Source organism: Pseudomonas sp. B10 (assembly GCF_900156235.1).
Classification (GTDB): domain Bacteria; phylum Pseudomonadota; class Gammaproteobacteria; order Pseudomonadales; family Pseudomonadaceae; genus Aquipseudomonas; species Aquipseudomonas siliginis.
Genome location: NZ_LT707063.1, coordinates 1,141,094 through 1,163,279 on the forward strand (window position 1 = coordinate 1,141,094; position 22,186 = coordinate 1,163,279).

General features: G+C 61.1%; 22 protein-coding genes. 10 read left to right on the forward strand and 12 right to left on the reverse strand.

The genetic code is table 11. The features are described 5' to 3' along the window. Positions 1-102: 102 nt before the first annotated feature. Both BXA01_RS05130 and BXA01_RS05135 read left to right on the forward strand, forming a co-directional pair. Positions 103-1,149: a M4 family metallopeptidase gene (locus BXA01_RS05130; protein WP_076563459.1), complete on the forward strand. Its 1,047-nt coding sequence runs from the start codon at positions 103-105 to the stop codon at positions 1,147-1,149. Between the two features lie 14 nt (positions 1,150-1,163). After that, positions 1,164-1,475 (forward strand): protealysin inhibitor emfourin, encoded by a 312-nt coding sequence (locus BXA01_RS05135; RefSeq protein ID WP_041477010.1) that lies wholly within the window; start codon positions 1,164-1,166, stop codon positions 1,473-1,475. A 1-nt stretch (position 1,476) separates the two neighbouring features. Here BXA01_RS05135 and BXA01_RS27085 read toward each other — a convergent pair whose 3' ends face one another. Together BXA01_RS27085 and BXA01_RS05145 are read right to left on the reverse strand one after the other, a co-directional pair. Further along, the gene (locus BXA01_RS27085; protein ID WP_076563460.1) at positions 1,477-1,989 is read right to left on the reverse strand and encodes a hypothetical protein; all 513 of its coding nucleotides are present in this window, start codon (positions 1,987-1,989) and stop codon (positions 1,477-1,479) included. Positions 1,990-2,076: 87 nt separating this feature from the next. Beyond that, positions 2,077-2,385 carry an RcnB family protein gene (locus BXA01_RS05145; RefSeq protein WP_042609276.1) on the reverse strand — a complete coding sequence of 103 codons (309 nt, stop codon included), beginning with the start codon at positions 2,383-2,385 and terminating at the stop codon, positions 2,077-2,079. Between the two features lie 855 nt (positions 2,386-3,240). Between BXA01_RS05145 and BXA01_RS05150 the strand changes: the two genes are divergently transcribed. Together BXA01_RS05150 and BXA01_RS05155 are read left to right on the forward strand one after the other, a co-directional pair. Continuing rightward, positions 3,241-4,533, forward strand: a complete 1,293-nt coding sequence (locus tag BXA01_RS05150) for an MFS transporter (RefSeq protein WP_076563461.1) — start codon at positions 3,241-3,243, stop codon at positions 4,531-4,533. A gap of 12 nt (positions 4,534-4,545) precedes the next feature. After that, positions 4,546-5,316, forward strand: a complete 771-nt coding sequence (locus BXA01_RS05155; protein WP_076563462.1) for a substrate-binding domain-containing protein — start codon at positions 4,546-4,548, stop codon at positions 5,314-5,316. Here BXA01_RS05155 and BXA01_RS05160 read toward each other — a convergent pair. Then, positions 5,306-6,220 (reverse strand): LysR family transcriptional regulator, encoded by a 915-nt coding sequence (locus tag BXA01_RS05160; RefSeq protein WP_016775221.1) that lies wholly within the window; start codon positions 6,218-6,220, stop codon positions 5,306-5,308. The genes BXA01_RS05155 and BXA01_RS05160 overlap by 11 nt on opposite strands. A gap of 250 nt (positions 6,221-6,470) precedes the next feature. Here BXA01_RS05160 and BXA01_RS05165 point away from each other — a divergent pair, with 250 nt between their 5' ends. After that, positions 6,471-8,279 carry a monovalent cation:proton antiporter-2 (CPA2) family protein gene (locus BXA01_RS05165; RefSeq protein WP_076563463.1) on the forward strand — a complete coding sequence of 603 codons (1,809 nt, stop codon included), beginning with the start codon at positions 6,471-6,473 and terminating at the stop codon, positions 8,277-8,279. 120 nt (positions 8,280-8,399) lie between these two features. On the opposite strand, the gene hcnC is transcribed toward BXA01_RS05165, so the two are convergent. The 4 genes from hcnC to BXA01_RS05185 form a co-directional block, all read right to left on the reverse strand. Continuing rightward, positions 8,400-9,659: a cyanide-forming glycine dehydrogenase subunit HcnC gene (gene hcnC / locus BXA01_RS05170; RefSeq protein ID WP_076563464.1), complete on the reverse strand. Its 1,260-nt coding sequence runs from the start codon at positions 9,657-9,659 to the stop codon at positions 8,400-8,402. Further along, positions 9,652-11,061 (reverse strand): cyanide-forming glycine dehydrogenase subunit HcnB, encoded by a 1,410-nt coding sequence (gene hcnB, locus BXA01_RS05175; protein ID WP_076563465.1) that lies wholly within the window; start codon positions 11,059-11,061, stop codon positions 9,652-9,654. The genes hcnC and hcnB overlap by 8 nt, the downstream gene beginning before the upstream one ends. Further along, positions 11,058-11,372, reverse strand: a complete 315-nt coding sequence (locus BXA01_RS05180) for a (2Fe-2S)-binding protein (RefSeq protein WP_076563466.1) — start codon at positions 11,370-11,372, stop codon at positions 11,058-11,060. The genes hcnB and BXA01_RS05180 overlap by 4 nt, the downstream gene beginning before the upstream one ends. A 418-nt stretch (positions 11,373-11,790) precedes the next feature. Beyond that, positions 11,791-12,720, reverse strand: a complete 930-nt coding sequence (locus BXA01_RS05185; protein WP_076563467.1) for a hypothetical protein — start codon at positions 12,718-12,720, stop codon at positions 11,791-11,793. Positions 12,721-13,028: 308 nt separating this feature from the next. Between BXA01_RS05185 and BXA01_RS05190 the strand changes: the two genes are divergently transcribed. Both BXA01_RS05190 and BXA01_RS05195 read left to right on the forward strand, forming a co-directional pair. Next, complete coding sequence (locus BXA01_RS05190; protein ID WP_056788996.1) at positions 13,029-13,712, forward strand: response regulator transcription factor; 684 nt, start codon at positions 13,029-13,031, stop codon at positions 13,710-13,712. Further along, on the forward strand, positions 13,690-15,084 hold the full coding sequence (locus BXA01_RS05195; protein WP_056788994.1) for a sensor histidine kinase: 1,395 nt from the start codon (positions 13,690-13,692) through the stop codon (positions 15,082-15,084). Before BXA01_RS05190 ends, BXA01_RS05195 begins: the two co-directional genes overlap by 23 nt. A 131-nt stretch (positions 15,085-15,215) precedes the next feature. On the opposite strand, the gene BXA01_RS05200 is transcribed toward BXA01_RS05195, so the two are convergent. The 4 genes from BXA01_RS05200 to BXA01_RS05215 all read right to left on the reverse strand — a co-directional run bounded on the left by BXA01_RS05200 (position 15,216) and on the right by BXA01_RS05215 (position 17,746). Continuing rightward, entirely contained in the window at positions 15,216-15,626 is a 411-nt protein-coding gene (locus BXA01_RS05200; RefSeq protein WP_076563468.1) for an SRPBCC family protein, read from the reverse strand. A gap of 21 nt (positions 15,627-15,647) precedes the next feature. Next, positions 15,648-16,445 (reverse strand): SDR family NAD(P)-dependent oxidoreductase, encoded by a 798-nt coding sequence (locus BXA01_RS05205; RefSeq protein ID WP_076563469.1) that lies wholly within the window; start codon positions 16,443-16,445, stop codon positions 15,648-15,650. Positions 16,446-16,607: 162 nt separating this feature from the next. Beyond that, the gene (locus BXA01_RS05210; RefSeq protein WP_076563470.1) at positions 16,608-17,276 is read right to left on the reverse strand and encodes an HAD-IA family hydrolase; all 669 of its coding nucleotides are present in this window, start codon (positions 17,274-17,276) and stop codon (positions 16,608-16,610) included. Between the two features lie 56 nt (positions 17,277-17,332). Beyond that, positions 17,333-17,746, reverse strand: coding sequence for a response regulator (locus BXA01_RS05215; protein WP_016775233.1), 414 nt, complete (start codon positions 17,744-17,746; stop codon positions 17,333-17,335). A 197-nt stretch (positions 17,747-17,943) separates the two neighbouring features. Here BXA01_RS05215 and BXA01_RS05220 point away from each other — a divergent pair, with 197 nt between their 5' ends. Next, entirely contained in the window at positions 17,944-18,885 is a 942-nt protein-coding gene (locus tag BXA01_RS05220; protein ID WP_076563471.1) for a class I SAM-dependent methyltransferase, read from the forward strand. A 60-nt stretch (positions 18,886-18,945) separates the two neighbouring features. On the opposite strand, the gene BXA01_RS05225 is transcribed toward BXA01_RS05220, so the two are convergent. Further along, positions 18,946-19,725: a helix-turn-helix transcriptional regulator gene (locus BXA01_RS05225; protein ID WP_076563472.1), complete on the reverse strand. Its 780-nt coding sequence runs from the start codon at positions 19,723-19,725 to the stop codon at positions 18,946-18,948. A 111-nt stretch (positions 19,726-19,836) separates the two neighbouring features. Here BXA01_RS05225 and BXA01_RS05230 point away from each other — a divergent pair, with 111 nt between their 5' ends. Both BXA01_RS05230 and BXA01_RS05235 read left to right on the forward strand, forming a co-directional pair. Continuing rightward, positions 19,837-20,940 (forward strand): polyamine ABC transporter substrate-binding protein, encoded by a 1,104-nt coding sequence (locus tag BXA01_RS05230; protein WP_076563473.1) that lies wholly within the window; start codon positions 19,837-19,839, stop codon positions 20,938-20,940. A gap of 73 nt (positions 20,941-21,013) precedes the next feature. Further along, the gene (locus BXA01_RS05235) at positions 21,014-22,138 is read left to right on the forward strand and encodes a DmpA family aminopeptidase (RefSeq protein ID WP_076563474.1); all 1,125 of its coding nucleotides are present in this window, start codon (positions 21,014-21,016) and stop codon (positions 22,136-22,138) included. The last annotated feature ends 48 nt before the right edge of the window (positions 22,139-22,186 follow it).

A 22,186-nucleotide genomic window follows, 5' to 3' on the forward strand; every position in this document is an offset into this window, starting at 1 on the left:
GCGTTTTTCGCAGAATCCGGCGTCGATGGCAATCCATGGAACCGAAAACACGCCTTGCCGCTCACATGTGTATCGACATCGTATGACGACAAGGATGCTTAGATGACCGACTCTCGATTGCTGCGCAGTTTCATCCCGCCCTACATCCTCAACCGCATCATTGCCCACGGTTCCGAGCCGCAGCGCAACGCCGCGATGCAGACGCTCAATCATGTGCGCAGCCTGCTGCCCAACCCCGGCCGCCCTTCGCAGCCGCCGGCTCGCGCGATTCTGCCGGAAGCGAGCAAGCCTGGCCTAGCGCGGCGCAGTGTGCATGATGCGCAGAACAAAATGCTCTTGCCAGGCATGCCGGTGCGTCTCGAGGGCCAGCCGGCATCGGGGGATCCGGCGGTCGATGAGGCGTACGATGCGCTGGGCGCCAGCTATGATTTCTTCTGGAAAGTGCTCGGTCGCGACTCGATCGACAATCAGGGATTCGCGCTGATCGGCAGCGTGCATTATGGCCAGGGCTACGAAAACGCATTCTGGAACGGCGCGCAGATGGTCTTCGGTGACGGCGATGGCGAAATCTTCCAGCGCTTCACCCGCTCGCTAGACGTCATCGGCCATGAACTGGCCCACGGCGTCACCGAAAGCGAAGCCGGGCTGATTTATGCCAACCAGTCCGGCGCGTTGAACGAGTCGCTCTCGGATGTATTCGGCGTGTTGATCAAGCAATACACCCTTGGCCAAACCACCGAGCAGGCAGACTGGTTGATCGGCGCCGACCTGCTGATGCCACAGATCCAAGGCAAGGGCCTGCGCTCGATGTCGCATCCCGGCACGGCATACGACGACCCGATGCTGGGCAAGGATCCGCAACCGGATCACATGCGCAAGTTCGTCATCACCAGCGAAGACAATGGCGGCGTACACATCAACTCCGGCATTCCCAACCGCGCGTTTTACCTGGCAGCCCGAGCGTTTGGCGGCTTCGCCTGGGAAAAAGCCGGACACATCTGGTACGACACGCTGTGTGATGACCGCTTGAAACAGGACGCAACGTTCGACGCTTTCGCAACACTGACGATCGACCACGCCGCCCAGCGCTTCGGCGCCGAAGCAGCCGACACAGTGCAGCAAGCCTGGACACAGGTCGGTATCGAATAATCCGAGGAGACCGTATGAAAACGCTACCCGAGCTGGATAAAGATTCCGTTTTGCGCGTATCTCGCCAGGGTGGCGTTGCAGCGATTCACAGCCTGAGCCGCCCACGGGAAATCGAATTCGCGCAATGCGACATCAGTCAGCGTTCGAGAATATGCTCGGTGCTTGAGGGTTGCCTGCCACTGGACAGCAGCGAATCCGGCCGTGGGGATCAGCGCTTCTACCAGATTGAAGTGCGCTACCCGTCAGGGGAAATGGTGTTGAAGGTGCCAGAGGATCGTGCGCCTGGGGAGCTGGTGCAGCTTTGGGACAAGGGGGAGCTGCTCTGATTCATGCTGCCGGCTCTTCTGCGTCGACAACTGACGATGTGCGTGGGCCAAAGCCTGCGGTTTGGCCGAATACGACACCGTTGAATGTGTGCGTACAGCACTCGCAGCGCGGCGTCATGTCCTGCGCCTGCAGCTTCGGATTGACCATTTGCAGGAGATTTTTCTCGTCGACATACAGCCCGTTGAAATAACTGGACTCACCCAGTCGCACGACTTCTTCGCGATCCTTCTCATGGATGGCAACCATCCAGAAAACCGGCGCTGATTGATCCAGTCGGGCCACAGCTTCGCTGAAAATGGCATCCCAAGAACCGCCAACCCGAGACAGCAGGAAGCGAAACAACGGCGTGTAATCTCGCCCGTATTGTTTGCCTGCGTGCATCGAACTTCGCATGCCTTCGTCACGGCTTGCAGCTTTGCTGTTGCGCTGATCGCGATAATGCGCAACTGATTCGTGGCGACGAACACCCCACGTACGAGTGTTCACTTTGCGATAGAGCGGTTTCTTGTCCAATCCCTTGTTCCTCATCCAGACATCCGCTGTTTTACTGGAACGGCGTTCGAATGCAATCAGCCATCCGTGGCCAATTGTAAACCTGATCTATCGCTCGACGGGTTGCATCTCGACAATCGTGCCGTTGGTGATCATCACCATCACGTACTTGTCATTGATCTGCACCCACTGCGCCTGCTCGATCGGTGCTTTCAGACCTTTGGCTTTCCAGTTCTTCAGCGCCTTGTCTTCGCGCTGGTACATTTCCGGTGCGCGGTCGTTGACCTTCAGTTGGCGATCGCTGGTCGGCGATTGCACGGCGGGTTCGCTGGAGGTTTGCGCCGCTTGAACAATGGGTGTGATTCCGGCAATGCCCGCAACAAGGGCCAGGCTGGCGATTAGGGTTTTGCTGTTCATCGGTGAACCTCTTTCAGATGAGTAGTACCTGAACTCCGACTGCGTGGCGCGGGAAACATTCCTTGTTTTTTGCCGGAGGTGGCCGTTAGAAGGCTTTGTCCATCAGACCACCATCGCTGGCAAGCCAGCTCCCACAGAGATTGGTATTACAGCGCAATTATTGCCCTGAGCTCCGGCCCCTGTAGGAGTGAGCCTGCTCGCGATAGCGGTGCGTCAGCCAACATCACTGCCGCCTGAACCACCGCTATCGCGAGCAGGCTCACTCCTACAAGAGCAAGATCAAAAGATCGCAGCCTTCGGCAGGTCCTACAGTTTCCGCGTTCGACCTTAGGCCGAGTGTCAGCTCGCCTGCTTTTGATCTTGACCCACCGGCGACGTCGGAAGGCTGAGCGGAGGGATTGATCCGGGCGTGGGAGCGCAGCGACCGTCTGGCGCAGCCAGACACAGCGCAAGGAGGTGCAGCGAAGCAAACCGTAGCCGCTGCGCCCGGATCGACCCCGCAGCGAAGGGACCCGAGCCTGCGAGGGCCGAACGCAGGAGCAAGCGTTTTGGGTTACCTTTTTGGCGTCTGAAAAAGGTGACTCGCCGTAAGGGCGAAACCTTAAGCAGCCGTTACCGCAGCAACGGATATGTACCCGGTCGACCGAAACAAATCATCACCTGACCAAGCGCCTTCGCGAGCAGGCTCGCTCCCACAAATGCGCCAAACACCGAAACCATTGATCCGCCCCACGCATCAATCCATGCCAACAATGCAATTAACAGATTGTTACATCTGCGCCACCATCCACCTCAATAAAAACCGTGCGCCGCTTCTCCGTAGCGCACGTCATAAAAGCGGTGGAGTACTTTTCAATGACAGCCTCAATCCCTACCAACGGCTCGCGGGCCGGTGCCATCTTCCGGGTGACCTCGGGCAACTTTCTCGAACAGTTCGACTTCTTTCTGTTCGGCTTCTACGCCACGCAGATCGCGGCTGTGTTTTTCCCGGCGAGCAGCGAGTTCGCCTCCCTGATGATGACTTTCGCAGTATTCGGCGCAGGCTTCCTGATGCGGCCGCTGGGCGCCATCGTGCTCGGCGCATACATCGATGACGTCGGCCGGCGCAAAGGTCTGATCGTCACCCTGTCGATCATGGCCAGCGGCACGATATTGATTGTGCTGGTGCCCGGATACGAAACCATTGGCCTGTTCGCCCCGGCGCTGGTGTTGATAGGCCGGCTGCTGCAAGGCTTCTCGGCCGGTGCGGAATTGGGCGGTGTCTCGGTGTATCTGTCCGAAATCGCGACGCCGGGCCGCAAAGGCTTTTTCACCGCTTGGCAGTCGGCCAGTCAACAAGTGGCGATCATCGTCGCTGCCGCGCTTGGCTACGGTCTGAACCAGTGGATGGAGCCGCAAGCCGTGGCCGCCTGGGGCTGGCGCATTCCGTTTTTCGTCGGCTGCATGATCGTCCCGTTCATCTTCTTCCTGCGCCGCAATCTGGCGGAAACCGAAGAGTTCGCCGCGCGTAAACATCGCCCGAGCATGCGCGAAGTGTTCCGCACCCTCGGCCAGAACTGGGGCGTGGTGCTTGGCGGGATGTTGATGGTCGCGCTGACCACCACCGCGTTCTACCTGATCACCGTGTACGCACCGACCTTCGGTAAGACCGTGCTGCACCTGAGCACTTCCGACGCGCTGCTGGTAACGCTGCTGGTGGGTGTGTCGAACTTCTTCTGGCTGCCGATTGGCGGCGCGTTGTCCGACCGGATCGGCCGTCGCCCAGTGCTGATCGGCATGGCCTTGCTGGCACTGGCCACCACTTATCCGGCGCTGTCGTTCCTGGTGCAGGCGCCGAGCTTCACCAACATGCTGCTGTCGCTGCTGTGGTTGTCCTTCATTTACGGCTTGTACAACGGCGCGATGATTCCGGCGTTGACCGAAATCATGCCGGTGGAAGTGCGCGTCGCCGGTTTCTCCCTGGCTTACAGCCTGGCCACGGCGATCTTCGGCGGTTTCACCCCGGCGATGTCGACCTTCCTGATCCAGTACACCGGCGACAAAGCCGCGCCAGGCTACTGGATGAGCATCGGTGCCCTGTGCGCCCTGTGCGCCACTCTTTATCTGTACCGCCGTGCCGGTGGTCGTCTGCAACCTGTCACGGCCTGAGGAATACTCGCCATGAAAAAACTTTTTACTGTCACCGCCCTGCTCGCCGGTCTCGCCTTCAACTTCGCGGCCCAGGCCGAAGAACTGAGCGTGATGACCTCCGGTGGTTTCACTGCCGCCTACAAGATCCTCGGGCCGAAATTCGCCGCCGCAACGGGCAACACGCTCACCACCAGCCTCGGCCCGTCGATGGGCAAGGCGCCGGAAGCGATTCCCAATCGTCTGGCACGCGGTGAGCACGCCGACGTGGTGATCATGGTCGGTTACGCCCTCGATGAGCTGATCAAACAAGGCAAGGTCGACCCGGCCTCCCGCGTTGAACTGGCGGACTCGCGGATCGGCATGGTGGTGCGTGAAGGCGCGGCGAAACCGGACATCAGCAGCGTCGACGGCCTGAAGAAAACCCTGCTCGACGCGCAGTCGGTGGCCTACTCCGACAGCGCCAGCGGCGTGTACATCGAACAGCAGTTGTTCAAGAAACTCGGCATCGAAGACCAGCTGAAACCGAAAGCGAAAATGATTGCCAGGATCCCGGTCGGTTCGGTGGTTGCCACTGGCGACTATCAGTTGGGCTTCCAGCAGGTCAGCGAATTGCTGCCCGTGCCGGGCGTAAGCTTCGTCGCGAAGATTCCGGAATCGGTGCAGTCGGTGACGCGTTTTGCCGCTGGCATTCCGGTCGAGGCCGAGCATCCGCAAGAAGCCAAGGCCCTGCTCGCCTACCTCGCTGCACCGGCCGCTCAGGCTGACGTGCAGGCCACCGGGCTGGATTCGGTCAAGCGTTGATCGTTGGCGGCTGGACGCGCATTTCCACGACCAGCCGCTCCAGTTCCAGTGCCGCCGGGGTCAACGTGCGATCCCGGCGCTTGATGATGCCGACACTGCGCATCACTTGCGGCTCAATCAACGGCACCCGCGTCAGGATCGGATGATCCGGGCCGGGCATCGCCATCAACGGCACCGCCGCCACGCCCAGCCCCGCTTCCACCAAGCCGATCATCGTCGTCACATGCCGCGTCTCGCAGATGCTCTGTCGCTGCGGCACCACCCCGCCCAAGGCCTGATCAAGCAGAAAGCGGTTGCCCGAAGTCTTGTCCAGCGCGATGTAATCCTGCTGATAGAACTCGTCCCAACTGACGCTGCTACGCCCGGCCAGCGGATGATCGCGGCGACAGGCGACGACATAGCACTCCTGCACAAGCGGTTCGAACTCGACTTTGGCATCCTGCGTGCCGAGAAAACTCAAGCCGAAATCCGCCTCGCCATTGACCACCGCACTCAACACATCGTGAGCGCTGGAATCGAGGACTTTGACCTTGATCCGCGGAAACTGCTGGTGATAACGCGCGACCACGCGGGGCATGAAGTAGTAGGCCGCCGAGGGCACGCAGGCGACGGTGACATGGCCCAGACGGGTCGAGGCGACTTCGCTGATGCCAAGCAAGGCAATGTCGAGATCATCCAGCAAGCGCTCGACGCTGGGCATGAAGCCGCGCCCGGCCTGGGTCAGGCTGACCTTGCGCGTGGTGCGCTCGAACAATTTGACCCCGAGGGCGTCTTCGAGCTTTTCGATACGCCGACTCAGCGCCGGTTGTGACAGGCGCACGGTGTCGGCAGCCTTGCGAAAACTGCCCTGCTCGACCACCGCGCGAAAGGCTTGCAAGTCGTTGAGGTCGAAGTTGATGGCCATGGCGTTTCCGGAAATTGATGCGCAGGGGTTATAAATGTAACCAGTTGATGCAAATTATTACAGACCTGATGGAAGCTGCCCTTGGGGGAGCGAGCCTGCTCGCGAACGCGGGGCATCAGTCAATGGATAGGTGGCTGACCCAGCGCATTCGCGAACAGGCTCGCTCCCACATTGGATCTCGAATGGTCTGAAGACCGTGTAACCCTTATCCTTGTCACCCTCGCCGTACCCGTAGTCAGGAGTCGTTCACATGCCCCATGAAGGCAATCTGTTGCAAGCCGCTGTCGTGTTTCTGTTCGCGGCCGTGCTCACCGTGCCTTTGGCCAAACGTCTGCAACTGGGCGCGGTGCTCGGTTATCTGTTTGCCGGGGTGATCATCGGCCCGTCGGTGCTCGGCCTGATCGGCAACCCGCAAAGCGTTGCGCATATTTCCGAGCTGGGCGTGGTGTTGCTGCTGTTCATCATCGGCCTGGAGCTGTCGCCGCGCCGCTTGTGGGTGATGCGCAAATCGGTGTTCGGCGTCGGTCTGGCGCAGGTGCTGTTGACTGCATCGGTGATCGGCGTGCTGGCGCTGTCGGTGTTCGGCCAGCCGCTGAACAGCGCCATTGTGCTGGGCCTCGGTCTGGCGCTCTCCTCTACGGCGTTCGGCCTGCAAAGCCTCGCCGAACGCAAGGAACTGACCAGCCCCCACGGGCGTCTCGCGTTTGCGATTCTGCTGTTCCAGGACATTGCGGCGATTCCATTGATCGCCTTGGTGCCGATGCTCGCCGGCGTCGACCATCACACCAGCACCGCCGACGATATTCGTCACAGCTTGCAGGTGCTCGGCGGCATTGCCGTGGTGGTTATCGGCGGGCGGTATCTGCTGCGTCCGGTGTTCCGCGTAGTGGCAAAAACCGGGCTGCCGGAAGTGTCCACCGCCACCGCGTTGCTTGTGGTGATCGGCACAGCGTGGCTGATGGATCTGGTCGGTGTGTCGATGGCGCTGGGTGCGTTTCTCGCTGGTCTGCTGCTGGCGGATTCGGAATACCGGCATGAGCTGGAAGCGCAGATCGAACCGTTCAAGGGCCTGCTGCTCGGACTGTTTTTCATCAGCGTCGGCATGGGCGCCAATCTCAGCCTGTTGTTGAGCGCGCCGATCACCGTGTTGGGCCTGACCCTGCTGCTGATCGGTCTGAAGTTGCCGCTGCTGTTCGTGGTTGGGCGCCTGGCAGGAGGATTGAACAAAATCAGCGCAATTCGCCTCGGCATCGTCCTCGCTGCCGGCGGTGAGTTTGCGTTCGTGGTGTTCAAGATCGGTCGCGATCAGGGCCTGTTCGAGCCGCGTCTGTACGACCTGCTGGTGCTGACCATCACCCTGTCAATGGCGCTGACGCCGTTGTTGCTGTTGATCTGCGCGCGTCTGGTCAGCCCGAAAGTGCAGCCGGTGGAAGTGCCGGAGAAATTCCGCGAAATCGACACCGAAGCACCGCGCGTGGTGATTGCCGGCATGGGCCGGATGGGCCAGATCGTGGCGCGGATTCTGCGCGCGCAGAACATCAAGTTCGTCGCGCTGGACACCTCGGTGGAAACCATCGAACTGTCACGCAGCTTCGGCGGTGTGCCAGTGTTCTACGGCGACCCGATGCGCCCGGAAATCCTTCACGCGGCGAAGGTTGGCGAAGCGGAATATTTCGTCATTGCCACGGACGATCCGGAGACCAACATCAAGACTGCCGAAGTGGTACACAAGCTCTATCCGCACATGAAAATCATCGCCCGCGCGCGTAACCGTCAGCACGTGCATCGCCTGGTGGATGTCGGCGCGGAAGCGATTCGTGAGACCTATTATTCGAGTCTGGAAATGAGCCGGCGCACGCTGGTCGGCCTCGGTCTGACCCAAGCCCAGGCCGATGCGCGGATCAAGCGTTTCAAGCATCACGACGAACAGATGCTGGAGGCGCAACACGCCGTCTACGACGATGCCGCCAAAGTCCTGCAGACCGCTCAGGAAGCCCGGGCGGAACTGGCCAAATTGTTTGAATCGGATCAGCTCGAAGAGGAAGCGCGCAAGTCCTGATCGTGCCTTGGCCAGAACCAACTGTGGGAGCGAGCCGGCTCGCGAAAGCGTCGTGTCAGTCACCCAATACTTCACTGACAGATTGCATTCGCGAGCAGGCTCGCTCCCACAGGGATTGGTTCAGGCCAGTTCCAGCGCGGGTGCTGGCTCGACGGCTGTGACTGCAAACCGATCCGCCAGAAACGGCGTGATATCCAGCGGCAGCGGCTCGTCATTCACCAGTTTATCCAGCAGCACACCGGTAATCGCCGAGGTCAGAATGCCGGTGCGGAAGTGCCCGCAAGCATTCAGATAACCCTCGACCCCACGCATCGGCCCGAGGATCGGCAACTCATCCGGCGAGCCCGGGCGCAATCCCGCCCAGGTGCGCTTGAGGTTGACGTCCGCCAGCTCCGGCAGACAGCGCACCGCGCCCTGCACCAGCCCGGCGATTTCCGGGTAGGTGGTGGTGACGTCGAAGCCTTTGTCCTCGGTGGTGCTACCGATAAGGATTTCGCCGTTGTCCTTTTGCGCCACGTAGCAATCGCTGGTGGTCAGGCAGCCGTTGAGGATTTTCGGCATGCGTTCGGTCAGCAGAATCTGCCCTTTCACCGGTTTCACCGGAATGCGAATCCCCGTGGCCCACTCACTCAGATCCGCCGCCCAGGCACCGGCGGCGTTGATCAGCGTCTTGCAGTGGAACACCCCCGCCTCCGCCGTCTGCACGCCGGTCACACGAGTGCCGTGATGCAACACGCCGGTGACGTTGGTGTTGACGAAGATGTCGACGCCGTTCTGCCGCGCGCCTTCCATGTAGGCATCGGCGAGGCGGAACGGACTGACCTGATGATCGCAGAGAAACTCCAGCGCCCCGCGCGCCTCATGGCTGACACTCGGTTCGGCCGCGCGCAACGCCGCCTGATCGAGCCAGCGCACCTGATCGGCCAGATGCGGAATGCAGCCGACGATGTGCTCGGCGTAGAGCCGGTCTTCGTCGTCATAGATCACGAATTTCAATCCGGTCTTCTCGAACTTGCAATCCATGCCGTGGTTGTCTTTCAGCTCGCGGTGCAGCGCCGGGTACAGCGCGTTGGACTGCAAGGCAAAATCGAAAAACGACGCCGGCAAGATATGCGGCGTACTGGCGTCGACCGCCACCGCTGCGCCCTGGGTTGCGCGCTTGCGGTTGGCCGACATCATGCGAAAGAAAATCACCCCGCAGCCGAGGCCGACCGACTCGCCGATCGCCCACAAACCGCCAGCCGAAGCGCGGGTCGCGTTGCCGGGGCGCTTGGCGTCGATCAGCGCAACTTTCAGATTTTTGCGCTTGGACAATTGGTAGGCGCAGGAGGCGCCGATCACTCCGCCACCGGCAATGACCACATCGTAGAACTTACTCATGGCAAGCGCCCTCCTTGCCGAGGGACTGGAACGCGGAAAACGGCACCGGATCAATCGGGAAGCGCGGGCGCAACCAACCGACATCCTGACGTCCGGTAGCCTGGCGCAAACGATCGCTGCAATAGCCGACGCACATCCGCCCCTGACAATCGCCCATGCTCACGCGGGTGCGCATTTTCAGACTGGCGATGTCTTGCACACCCTGCTCCAGGGCCAGATCGATGTCGGCGCGGATCGCGTGTTCGCAGCGGCAGATCACCGTGTCGGCTGAGGGCAAAGCGATCTGACCAACGCCGCGCTCGGTGTAGCGATCCACCGCCGCACGAAAGCGCACGATGGCTCTGAGCTTGCTCGCGTAACGATCGCGGCGCACCCGGGCCAGCTCGGCGTCGAGCACACCGCGTTGCAGCAGGATCGAAGTGGCGGCGATCTTGCCGGCGAGCATCGCCGCTTCGCCGCCGCGGATCCCGCCCATGTCGCCGGCCACATGCACATGCGCCACGCTGCTTTGCTGCCAGACATTGGCGTGGGCACGCAGGTAGCCATCGTCGCTGAAGCCGTGATCAAGGCCCATCTGCTGGCTCAATTGCGTGCGCGGAATAAAACCGTAACCCACCGCCAGCGTCTGCGCTTCGAAACGCTCGACCCGCGACAGATCCGCCTCCCACGTCGACGAATACGGCGCGACGCTGACGCTTTTCAACTCGCCCTCGCCGTGGGCCTCCACCACGCCCCAGCCATAGTTCATGGGGATGCCGTGCAGCTTCAGATAAGCGAGCATGCTCAAGCCGTCGAGGAACAGCTGCGGTTTGTTCAGCAGCGCCAGACTCTCGCGGGCGATCTTGCCGAACGCACACGCCTCGTAGACGCCAGCGACGCGCACGCCAGAGGCATGCAACTGGGTCGCGACCAGCGGCAGCAATGGCCCGGTGCCGGCGATGATCACCGGCCCTTGCGGCTTGACCACGCCACTCTTGATCTGCAATTGAAGACCACCAAGCAGGATCACTCCCGGCAACGTCCAGCCGGGAAACGGCACGCTGCGTTCGTGACATCCAGCGGCCAACAGCAGTTGCGGATAAGCGATCTCTTGCAGTTGCTCATCACCGTCGAGCACCACCACTGCGCGGGTGCCTTCGGCGCCGACCACGCGATGGTTGAGGCGCACGTCGATCAGCCCCGATTGCTGCTGAAATTCGCCGTGCAGTTTGTCCAGTGCTTCCGAGTAACGCGGGCCGAGATAATCCAGTTGCACACCATCACGCAGCGGCCCGCGATAGACCACGCCGCCGAGGCGCGAAGCCTCTTCGAGCAAGGTGCAGCGCACGCCGTGGCGCGCCAGTTCGATGGCCGCAGCCATTCCCGCCGGCCCGCCGCCGACGATCAACGGTTGCAGGCTCATACGACCTCCTGCGCGACGACGCGGTTGATCTGGGTTTCGATCTGCATGCCGTCGCGCACCAGGGTCTGGCAGGCGCGGCGTTTGTGGCGACCGTTGATTTTCACCAGACAGCACTGGCACACGCCCATGCCGCAATAGGCGCCGCTGATCTGATCGTGGTCATTGCGTGCGATCTGGCGCACGCCGAGGGACTGGATGACGCTGAGAACGGTTTCGCCGATGGCGGCGCTGACCGCTTGGCCATTGATGTGCACGGTCATGTCCGCCTGCACCAAAGGCTGGATATCGAAAGTTCTTTCTAGGCAGTTCATTTACGGTATTCGTCCGTGAAGATTCAGTTGAGGTTGTGACAGCTCCTTGCTGCACTACGCCTCGTCGACGCTTTTATTGCTGTGTTTTCAACGTCGACGCGGATACTTCGTCAGCGCAACAAGGTGCGCGACAAGCACTGTAGCTCATACCTCAGCAAAGGCCTGGATCATTTACGGTAGGCGATATCGCCAGGCGAAATATTGATCCAGGCCAGTGAAAATGGCGGGATGGAAACGGTTAGTTGGAGAAGACGAACTGGCCCCGCAGAAAGCAAAAAGCCGCTTTCACCCGAAGATGAAAGCGGCAGAGGCATCCTGCCTCAGAGGGATCAGTGTACGAACAGGGCGATCAGGATGATGATCGGGATCGGTACGCCGAGGAAGAACAGCAGTAATGAGCGCATGGTGACTCTCCTTTTTAACGGACCGGAGTGGTAGTGGTGTAGGTGTCGACTTCGACGTACTCGACCGCATCGCGACGACGACCGCCGAAGGTGGCTGCCAGGCTGGCGAAGAACGCACCGGCCAGCAGCGCGACGAACATCCACAACGAGGTGTAGGCAGCGACTTTGGCGGCGGTATCGGCCGCTTGCTGAGCTTTCAGTTTCGCGTCAGCGATGGCTTTCTGGGTGTTGGCGTAGATTTCGTCGACACGACGTTCAGCATCGGCCTGGCTCAGGTTGGTACGTTGCGATACCAGTTGTGCAAGGTAGGTGCGATCTTCGGCGCTGAGCTGACCGTTGGCCAGACTTTGGGCGAAGATGCGGGTCACGGTGCCGCGTGCAGCGTCATCGCTGACGGCAGCAGGACGATCATCGCGGAACAAGCTGTCGACGAAGTAGCCGTACTGATCGCTGTCAGTATTGGCTGCGGCAGAGCCGGCGGCCTGGCTCATCGCACCGGCAGCACCGCCAACAACGTTAGCGCCAGCCTGCACACCGCCGCTGATCACGCTGCTGACCGAACCGACCACCAGCACAGCGGTGACCAACGTGGCGACGCACCAGGCGAGGAAGCCATGGGCGGTGTCACGGAAGTAGACTTCGTCACCGTGCATGTTGGCCCACTTCACCCGCAAACGACCGGCAATGTAGCCGCCCATACCGGAAGCAATGATCTGCGTCACCGCCAGCCAGACGATCGTTGAGATGCCCAGGCCCTTGGCGCTGACGCCTTCTCCGGCCCACGGTGATACCGCCGAAAAGCCCAGGCCAAACCCGAGCAGCACCAGAATCATCGACAGCGCGGCGGCAGCCGCAGCACCGGCGAAGATCGCGCCCCAGGACACGCCTGACACGCTGCTCGACTCTTCCAAGGCAGGATAATAGCCATCAGGGGATCTATTCATTGTTGTAGTGCTCCAGGCATGAAAAATGGTGTTACAAGTCGTCGGGTGAGGAATTGCAGCGACCGTGCCAGTTGCAGCAACTAAATAAATCCATGCTTTTCAACAATTTAGAAAGTTTGAACTTCCCTGCTCCGTGCAATTTGCAATAAACGCTTAACACCTGCGGGTTTTCTGCATTGGTGACCGAGGACCAGATTCGATCAGTTCCGATTCACCTTCGCGACGAAGATGAAAGTTAATTTAAAGCGTCACGGAAAATTCTTGGCAAAATGCTGCCATTCCGTTTGAACCGATCAGCAGGCCTGCCTATGACTCGTATCTTGACCATCGAAGACGACGCCGTGACCGCGCGGGAAATCGTTGCCGAACTGAGCAGCCACGGGCTGGACGTCGACTGGGTCGACAATGGCCGCGAAGGCCTCGACCGCGCCGTGAGCGGCAACTACGACCTGATTACCCTCGACCGCATGCTGCCCGAGCTGGATGGTCTGGCCATCGTCACCACCCTGCGCACCATGGGCGTGGCGACGCCGATTCTGATGATCAGCGCCCTCTCCGACGTCGATGAGCGCGTACGCGGTTTGCGCGCGGGTGGCGATGACTACCTGACCAAGCCGTTCGCCACCGATGAAATGGCCGCGCGGGTCGAAGTGTTGCTGCGCCGGCAGAACAGCGTCGCCACCCAGGCCACCACGCTGAAAGTCGCCGACCTCGAGCTCGACCTGATCAGCCACGAAGCCCGTCGCGCCGAGCAGGTGCTGACGCTGTTGCCCACCGAATACAAACTGCTGGAGTTTCTGATGCGCAACAGCGGCCAGATTCTCTCGCGGATGATGATTTTCGAAGAGGTCTGGGGTTATCACTTCGACCCGGGCACCAACCTGATCGACGTGCATATCGGCCGGCTGCGCAAAAAGATCGACGCGGCCGGCAACGTTCCGCTGATCCGCACGGTACGGGGCTCGGGCTATGTCATTGCCGAACCCGTCTGACGGCTGGCGCTCCTCCAGCAGCCGCTTGCTGGCGCTGTACAGCTCGCTGTTCGTGGCGTGGAGCGCGATCCTCATGGGGGTCATGTATTACGAGGTGTCCGGCTACCTCGACAAGCTCGCCAAACATTCGTTGATGCAACGTCAGCACCTGTTCTCGCATTTTCGCGGCGAGCAACTCGAAGACGCGCTCGCGGCCAGCATGACCTTCGATATTCGCGGTATTGACGCCTATGGTCTGTTCAGCGCTGACGGTGTTTACCTGGGCGGCGCACTCCAGCAAATTCCCGAAGGACTGCCGCTCGACGGCAAGATCCATATGCTCGCCGAGTGCGCCGATTCCGATGACCCGACCCTGCCGAGCGACAGCTGCGATGCTGTGGCCACCCAGACTCGCGACGGTCGCTGGCTGGTGCTGCTGCGTGACAACGGTTCGCTGTTTGCGGTGACGCGGATCATTTTGCACGCGCTGTTCTGGGGAGTGTCGTTGACGATTATTCCCGGGGTCGCCGGTTGGCATCTGCTGCGGCGTCGACCGCTGCAGCGCATCCGCGCGATCCAGAACAGCGCGCAAGCCATCGTTGCCGGCGACCTGACGCACCGCTTGCCGCTGTCCAATCGCCGCGACGAACTGGACATGCTCGCCGCCATCGTCAACGCCATGCTCGAGCGCATCGAGCGCTTGATGAACGAGGTCAAAGGTGTCTGCGACAACATCGCCCACGATTTGCGCACGCCGCTGACCCGCCTGCGCGCGCAGTTGTATCGCATGCAGCAACAGGCCGGCGAAGGTTCGCAAGAAGCGGCGCAACTGGACTTGGTACTGGCTGAAGCGGATACGCTGATGGCGCGCTTTCGCGGTTTGTTGCGGATTTCCGAGCTGGAGGATCGCCAGCGCCGTTCAGGTTTCGTCGAACTTGATCCGGTGCGTTTGCTGGAGGAGTTGCACGAGTTCTATCTGCCGCTGGCCGAGGAAGGCGATCTGCGCTTTCAACTGAACATGCCGGAGACGCTGCCGCCGCTCAACGGCGACCGCGCGCTGCTGTTCGAAGCGCTGGCAAACCTGCTGAGCAACTCGATCAAATTCACCCCGCCCGGTGGCACGGTGATGTTGCGTGGGGTCAATGCCGGTGGGCAGACGCGGATCGAGGTGCACGATTCAGGCCCGGGGATTCCCGAGGCGGAACGTGAGGCGGTGTTCCAGCGCTTTTACCGCACCGAGGGTGGCCAGCCGCAGAGTGGTTTTGGTCTGGGGTTGTCGATCGTTGCGGCGATTGTCAGCTTGCACGGCTTCAGTCTTGAAGTCGGCAGCAGCGATCTGGGCGGGGCGAAACTGGTGCTGGATTGTCGGCAGAGTTTGATTAGCCAGTCCTGACGTCTCGCGCCGATCGTTCCCACGCTCCGCGTGGGAATGCCTCAAGGGACGCTCCGCGTTCCGGCTTTCGAAATGGGACGCAGAGCGTCCCGGGCTGCATTCCCACGCAGAGCGTGGGAACGATCTGCGTCTCAGGTCGGGTAATTCGCCCGCAAGGCTTCGAGCCCGCCCTGGTAGATGCCGTTGAACAGCGCCACCACTTCTTCATCGCTCACGCCGACCGCATTGAAGCGCCCCGACCACGCCACACGCGAGCCCTGCCCCTGGGCTTCAACCTTGATCGTCGCCAGATAATCGCTGGCCGGAAACGGTGCCTGTTCGATCGAATAGCTGTACGTTCGGGCAGCGTTGTCGAAAGTCTGCAGACGTTCGACCACTACGCCGCCGTCAGCAGTTTTCAGGGTGCGCACTCGCCCGCCTTCGCTCAGTTCGCTGTGGGTGATCAACGGCAGCCAGTCCGGCAGCGTGTTGAAGCCGCCGATCAATTGCCAGACCTGATCGGCCGAGGCCGGGATGTCGATGGTTGCGGATGCAGTTGGCATAAAACCTCTCTTTTGGAAAATTCAGATAGTCAGGCTGTCGACCACACCGCCATCAACGCGCAACGCTGCGCCAGTGGTGGCCGAGGACAGCGGTGAAGCAATGTAAGTGACCAGATGCGCCACTTCCGAAACATCCGCCACGCGCTGAATGATCGAGGTCGGACGGGCCTTGCGCACAAAGGCGTCGGCTTCGTCGCGCAGGTCGCGCCCGGACTCGGCGGCGGCGTCCTTGAGCATGTCCTGCAGGCCATCGGTGAAAGTCGGCCCCGGCAGGATCGCGTTGACCGTAACACCGGTACCAGCCAGACGTTTGGCCAAGCCGTGGGACACCGCGAGGTTGGCGCTTTTGGTCACGCCGTAATTGAGCATGTCCGCCGGCGTCGCCACCCCGGATTCCGATGACAGGAAGATCACCCGGCCCCAACCCTGCTCAACCATCGCCGGCACATAATGCCGCGCCAGACGCACGCCGGAAATCACGTTGACCTCGTAGAAGCGCGTCCACTCGCTGTCGGGAGTCTCGAAGAAATCGACGTCGTTGAAGATGCCAAGGTTGTTCACCAGAATGTCCGCGCGCGGTTCGGCGGCGAACAGCTTTTCCGCACCCTCGGCCGTGCCCAGATCGGCCGTCAGACCACGCAACTGCGCGCTGGGCACGGCTTGGCGTATGCTCGCCAGCGCCTGCTCGACCTTGGCCGTGTCGCGACCGATGACCACCACCGTCGCCCCGGCTTCGGCCAGCGACTGGCTGATGCCCAGACCGATGCCGCCGGTACTGCCGCTGACAATGGCCAGTTTTCCACTCAGATCGATCTTCATGCGTTTACCTCATCGGTGGGCAAGGGATCTCGCCGGACGGTCGATGCCTGTTACGGGCTCTAACTCGCCGGCGATTTCAGAAGCATGGATCAGCGTAGTTGCGATATTGCCGGCATGGTTGAGCTGCCGACCGGTGACGGGGATGACGCTTTTCGCACCGGTTCAGTTTTGCAGCAGATGAAGCAAGCCATCGCCATCGACCCCGACGCCGATTGCATCGTAACTGGCCAATGTCGCATGCGCCGTTTCGATCGGATGCTGGTGCGTGGTGGTGATGATCATCAGTGCAGCGCCCGCCGCTTCCGCAGCCTGAATGCCAACCGTGGCGTCTTCAAAAATCAGACAGTCAGCCGGCTCGACTCCCAGCTTATTTGCAGCCAAGAGATAACCCGCAGGATCAGGTTTGCCAGCCTTTACATCTTCCGCCGTGATCATCACCGCCGGCTCGGGAATCCCCGCCGCCGCCATCCGCCGCAGGGCCAGATCGCGAGGCGCTGACGTCACCATCGCCCAACGATTTTTCGGCAGCGCGTTGAGAAAGGCTGCCGCCGCAGGAATCTCGACAATGCCTTCAACGTCATTGATTTCCGCTGCGGTGATAAACGCCGCTTGCTGCTCGGCATCCACACCCGGCAGATTCAGCCGGGTGATGGTGTCGATCGCTCGTGCGCCATGGATGGTCGGCAAAAACGTCGCGACATCAACACCATGGCGCACCGCCCACGCTGACCAGATGCGCTCGGCGGCGGCGATGGAATTGAGGACGGTGCCGTCCATGTCAAACAGGAACGCGCCGAATGCGCGATCAAAAACCGATGCTTGTGCAGACAAAAGAACAAATCCTCTGACAGTTGGCCGGGCAGCCTGGCCCGGCAATGTAGCACTTGTCAGTGCAACTGCGGGGCCTTGGATTTGAACGCACTTTCCACACAGTCGAGCAATTGACCTATCGCCCACGGCTTCTTGATGAACGCCACCGAATGCTTGACCCCGGAGGTCTCAGGCGTTTCATAGCCGGACATGACCATCACCGGTTTTTCCGGCCAGCGATCGCCGAACAGATTGGCCAGGTCCGCGCCGTTAAGCGTGCCGGGCATGGTGATGTCGGTCAGCAACAACGCGACGTCCGCCGCGTGCTTTTCCAGATACAGCGACGCAGCGTCGGCGCTGGTTTGCGGTTCGACCTTGAACCCTTCCTCCTGGAGAATTTCGCAAAGAAACTCCAGAATCAACGGATCGTCCTCGACAACCAGAATCAACCCGCCAGGAAGGTGCGCGCTCGACGTAGGTGTAGGGCACATGAACAGCACTCCCCCGAATTACATTTTTGATAAGCGGTTTGAATCCGCTGCTTATCAGGTATGAGCAGCGCGCCTTGTAGAAATTCACTTTTGATACAGCAGATTTCGCCAAGGTGTTGTTTTTCGAAGCGCGGCGCCCATCGAAAACCCTCAATTGTGGTTAAAATGCCGGCCCTTTGCCTGGCCGATCCTGATCCATGAACCCTCAAGCCCTCGCTACCCTCCACGCTCATTTGCTGCCCGCACTGGCGGCGGCACCCAGCGAAACCCGTCGTTTGTTTCACGGGCGCGGACGCTGCTGGCCGGGGCTGGAGCAGTTGACCGTGGACTGGTTGCAGGGCGTGGTGCTGGTGTCGCTGTTCAAGGAGCCGGCGCCTGAGCAACTGCAGGATCTGCGGGATTTACTGCTGCAACTCGCCGCCTCGGCCGAATGGCAGCAGTCCGGCGCGCACACTTTGCTGATCCAGCATCGTTATCTGCCGCAGAGCACGGCCGAATGGCTGATCGGGGAGGAAATCGAAGAGATGACCATTGTCGAGGGTGGCTTGCAGTACCGCGTTGACCTGGGGCGCAAGCAGAACGCCGGGCTGTTTCTCGACATGCGCTACGGCCGCAACTGGGTGCGCGAACAGGCGGCGGGCAAGCGGGTGTTGAACCTGTTCGCCTACACCTGCGGTTTTTCCGTAGCGGCAATCGAGGGTGGCGCCAGCCATGTGGTGAATCTCGACATGTCCCGTGCGGCCCTGAGCCGAGGGCGTGACAATCACCGCCTGAACGGCCACGACCTGAGCAAGGTCAGCTTTCTCGGCCACGACCTGTTCAAATCCTGGGGCAAAGTGATCAACAGCGGCCCGTACGATCTGGTGATCATCGACCCGCCGTCGTTTCAGAAAGGCAGCTTTTTGCTGACCAAGGACTATCAACGGGTGCTGCGCCGCTTGCCGGAACTGCTCACCGCGCAAGGCACGGTGCTGGCGTGCATGAACGACCCGTCGTTCGGTTCCGACTTTCTCATTGATGGCGTGACCCAGGAAGCGCCGAGCCTGCGCTTCGATCATCGGCTGGACAACCCGCCAGAGTTTCCCGATATCGACCCAGAGAGCGGCCTGAAAGCCCTGGTCTTCCGCCGCATCAGCTGAAACACCAGGGCCGCCTCTGTGGGAGCGAGCCTGCTCGCTCCCACACAAGTTCTGTGTTGATCAAAAAGCCGTCGGCCGCAGCACCAGCGCAAACAACTCACCATGCCCGGTGACATTGAGCTTGTGATAGAGATTGCGTCGATGCACTTTCACGGTCTCCGGCGAAATCCCCATCTGCTGGGCCATCGCCTTGCTGGAAAAGCCCTGCAGGATCAGGCGCGCCGTGTCGATCTCGCGTGCTGTCAGCCGGGCATCGAAACGGTCCAGCAGCGTCGCCAGATCACCCACCACCGCTTCAGCCACCGGCCCTTGCGGCGGCAGCAACTGCATGTGGCGACGCATCGCCGCCAATACCCAGTCACGAACGCACAACAGCCGACCCTGCTCGGCCATGCCAAACGCGGTCGAGCGGCCCAGGGACAAGCCGAGTACCGCGCCTTCGACGTTGATCAGAAACTGCAATTCATCCTCGCCCACCACGGCACGAAAGTAGCTCTGGTAATACTCGCTGTGCAGAAACTGATCCGGCGCAACGGACGCCAGGCTGTGCAGGCCGTCGCTGATCCCGCTGACGGCGGCTTGATAAAACGGATCGAGCAGGTACATGCCGGCGGTATAACCGGCCAGCTCTTGCTGATCGTCGACATAGCCCTTGCTGTCGAAGTCGATCAGCAAACGCGGCGGCTGGCCGGGCTGCATCAGGGCGACGAGGGCATTGTCCAGCGACACCAGCAGGCGCAGGGTGTCGACCAGCGCGCGCCAGAAACCGTCCTGCCCGAGCTGGGTAAATACCCGCGCCAGACTCTGATGCACCGGCAATTCCTGCAACAACGCGTCCACGCACTACCCCTTTCGAGTAACCCATGATGGGAATGGGGCTGGTGTGACCGGCCCGCTAGCCTGACCACTCCAGTTCATCACCGGCCTGCGACAGGCCAAGAGTGCCGCATCATGCGTCGTCACCGTGGATCTATCAACCCGGGCCTGCTGGCCTGTTTTTGTCTCTCCTCGGTCGCCATGGCGGCAGACGTACCGAGCGTGCATGTCTACAACTGGTACGACTACATCGGGCCGAACACGCTGCATGATTTCCAGCGCGACAGCGGCATCCGGCCGGTGTACGACACCTTCGACAGCGCCGAAGTGCTCGAAGGCAAACTAATGACCAGCCGCAGCGGCTACGACGTTGTCGTGGCGAGCAACTTCAGCCTGCCGACCCTGATCAAGGCCGGCGCCCTCGCCCCTTTGCCTCGCGATCAACTGCCAGGCTGGCAGAATCTCGACCCCGAGCTGTTGAAGAAACTCGCGGTCAACGATCCGGGCAATCAGTACGCCGTGCCTTACCTGTGGGGCACCAACGGCATCGGCTACAACGTCGACAAAGTCCGCGCCGTGTTGGGTGACAAAGCGCCGGTGGACTCCTGGGAGTTGCTGTTCAACGAAGCCAATCTGGCCAAACTGGCCGAGTGCGGCGTGGCGATGCTCGATTCGCCGTCGGAAATGCTGCCGGTCGCCCTGCATTACCTGGGCTTGCCGCCAAACAGCACCAATCCCGAAGACTACAAAAAAGCCGAAGCACTGCTGCTCAAGCTGCGCCCGCACATCGCCTACTTCAACTCCTCGAAGTTCATCAGCGATCTGTCCAACGGCAATATCTGCGTGGCGGTTGGCTGGTCCGGGGCGATGCTCGAAGCCAAGACCAACGCCGAGCAGGCCAGCAACGGCGTAAAGATCGCCTACAGCCTGCCCAAGGAAGGCGCGCCTGTGTGGTTTGACACTCTGGTGCTGCTCAAGGACGCGCCCAATCGCGCCCAAGGCCTGGCGTTTATCGATTACCTGCTGCGACCGGAGGTGATCGCGCCGGTCAGTGATCACTTGTCGTACCCGAATGGCAATCGCGCCGCGACAACGCTGGTGGCAGCAGCAACTCGCGACAACCCGGCGGTCTACCCGTCCCCTGCCGCCATGGCCACCCTCTACACCCTCGAACCCTTACCCAAAGCCGCCGAACGCGTGCGTACGCGGGTGTGGAGCAAGGTCAAGAACGGCCAGTAACCCGCGCAAGAAATCTGCCTGCCTCATCCGAGCGGTAAGCCGCCCGACCTTTTCAATGAAGAGACTGAATCCTATGAATCCGCGTGCCCGTGATCTCGATATCCTGATTGGCCAGATGCAACCCGGCCCGCTCAACGCCATTACCGATGTGCCGGGGGTGCGCGTCGGTCACAGCAATGTACGTGGTCGCAGCAGCAGCGGCCGTGACATCTGCACCGGCGTCACGCTGATCGAGCCGCGCCCCGGCTCGACCAGCCAGCAACCGTGCTTTGCCGGCGTGCATGTACTCAATGGCAACGGTGATGCGACCGGCCTGGAATGGATTCGCGAGGCCGGTCTGCTGACCAGTCCGATTGCCTTTACCAACACCCACAGCCTCGGTGTGGTGCGGGATGCGCTGATTGTGCTGGACCGTGAGCAACAGCCGGATGACGGGCGGCTTTACTGGAATATGCCGGTGGTGCTGGAAACCTTCGATGGACTGCTCAATGACATCAACGGCTTTCACGTCAAACCCGAGCATGTCGCCCAAGCGCTGAACGGCGCCGTGAACGGGCCGGTGCGCGAAGGTGCGGTGGGTGGTGGCAGCGGCATGATCTGCCACGAATTCAAAGGTGGCATCGGCACCGCATCGCGCCGTTTGAGTGCTGCCCAGGGAGGCTGGACCGTTGGCGCGATCGTGCAGGCCAACCACGGCATTCGCAGTGAATTACGCGTCGATGGTTACCCGGTCGGGCGCTATATGGAACAGAAGGATTCACCGTTCCTGCGGGCAGCGCTGCCGCACCCGGGCATGGGCTCGATCGTCGTTTGCCTGGCGACTGATGCGCCGCTGCTGCCCCATCAATGCACGCGCCTGGCACAGCGTGCCAGCCTGGGCCTGGCGCGTACCGGCGGCGGTAACAAAGACCACAGCGGCGACATCTTCATTGCTTTCGCCACCGGCAATGATCATGTCCCGCCTGCCGCTTACGAGGCTAAACGCGCAGCCACCTGCGACGGTTTGCGCATGGTCAACAACGACCACATCAGCGAGCTGTTTCTGGCCGCGACCGAAGCCGTGGAAGAAGCGATCATCAATGCCCTGCTCGCCAGCAACAGCAGCGAGGGCAACGGTCATTCGGTGCCGGGCCTGGATGGGCAGACGCTTCTGGCGGCGCTGAAAAAATCCGGTTGGCCGGGGTCGCGTCCGGCATGAACCGGCATTGTGCAAGGACGACTGGCGGTACTTGAGTCGTCCATTGCA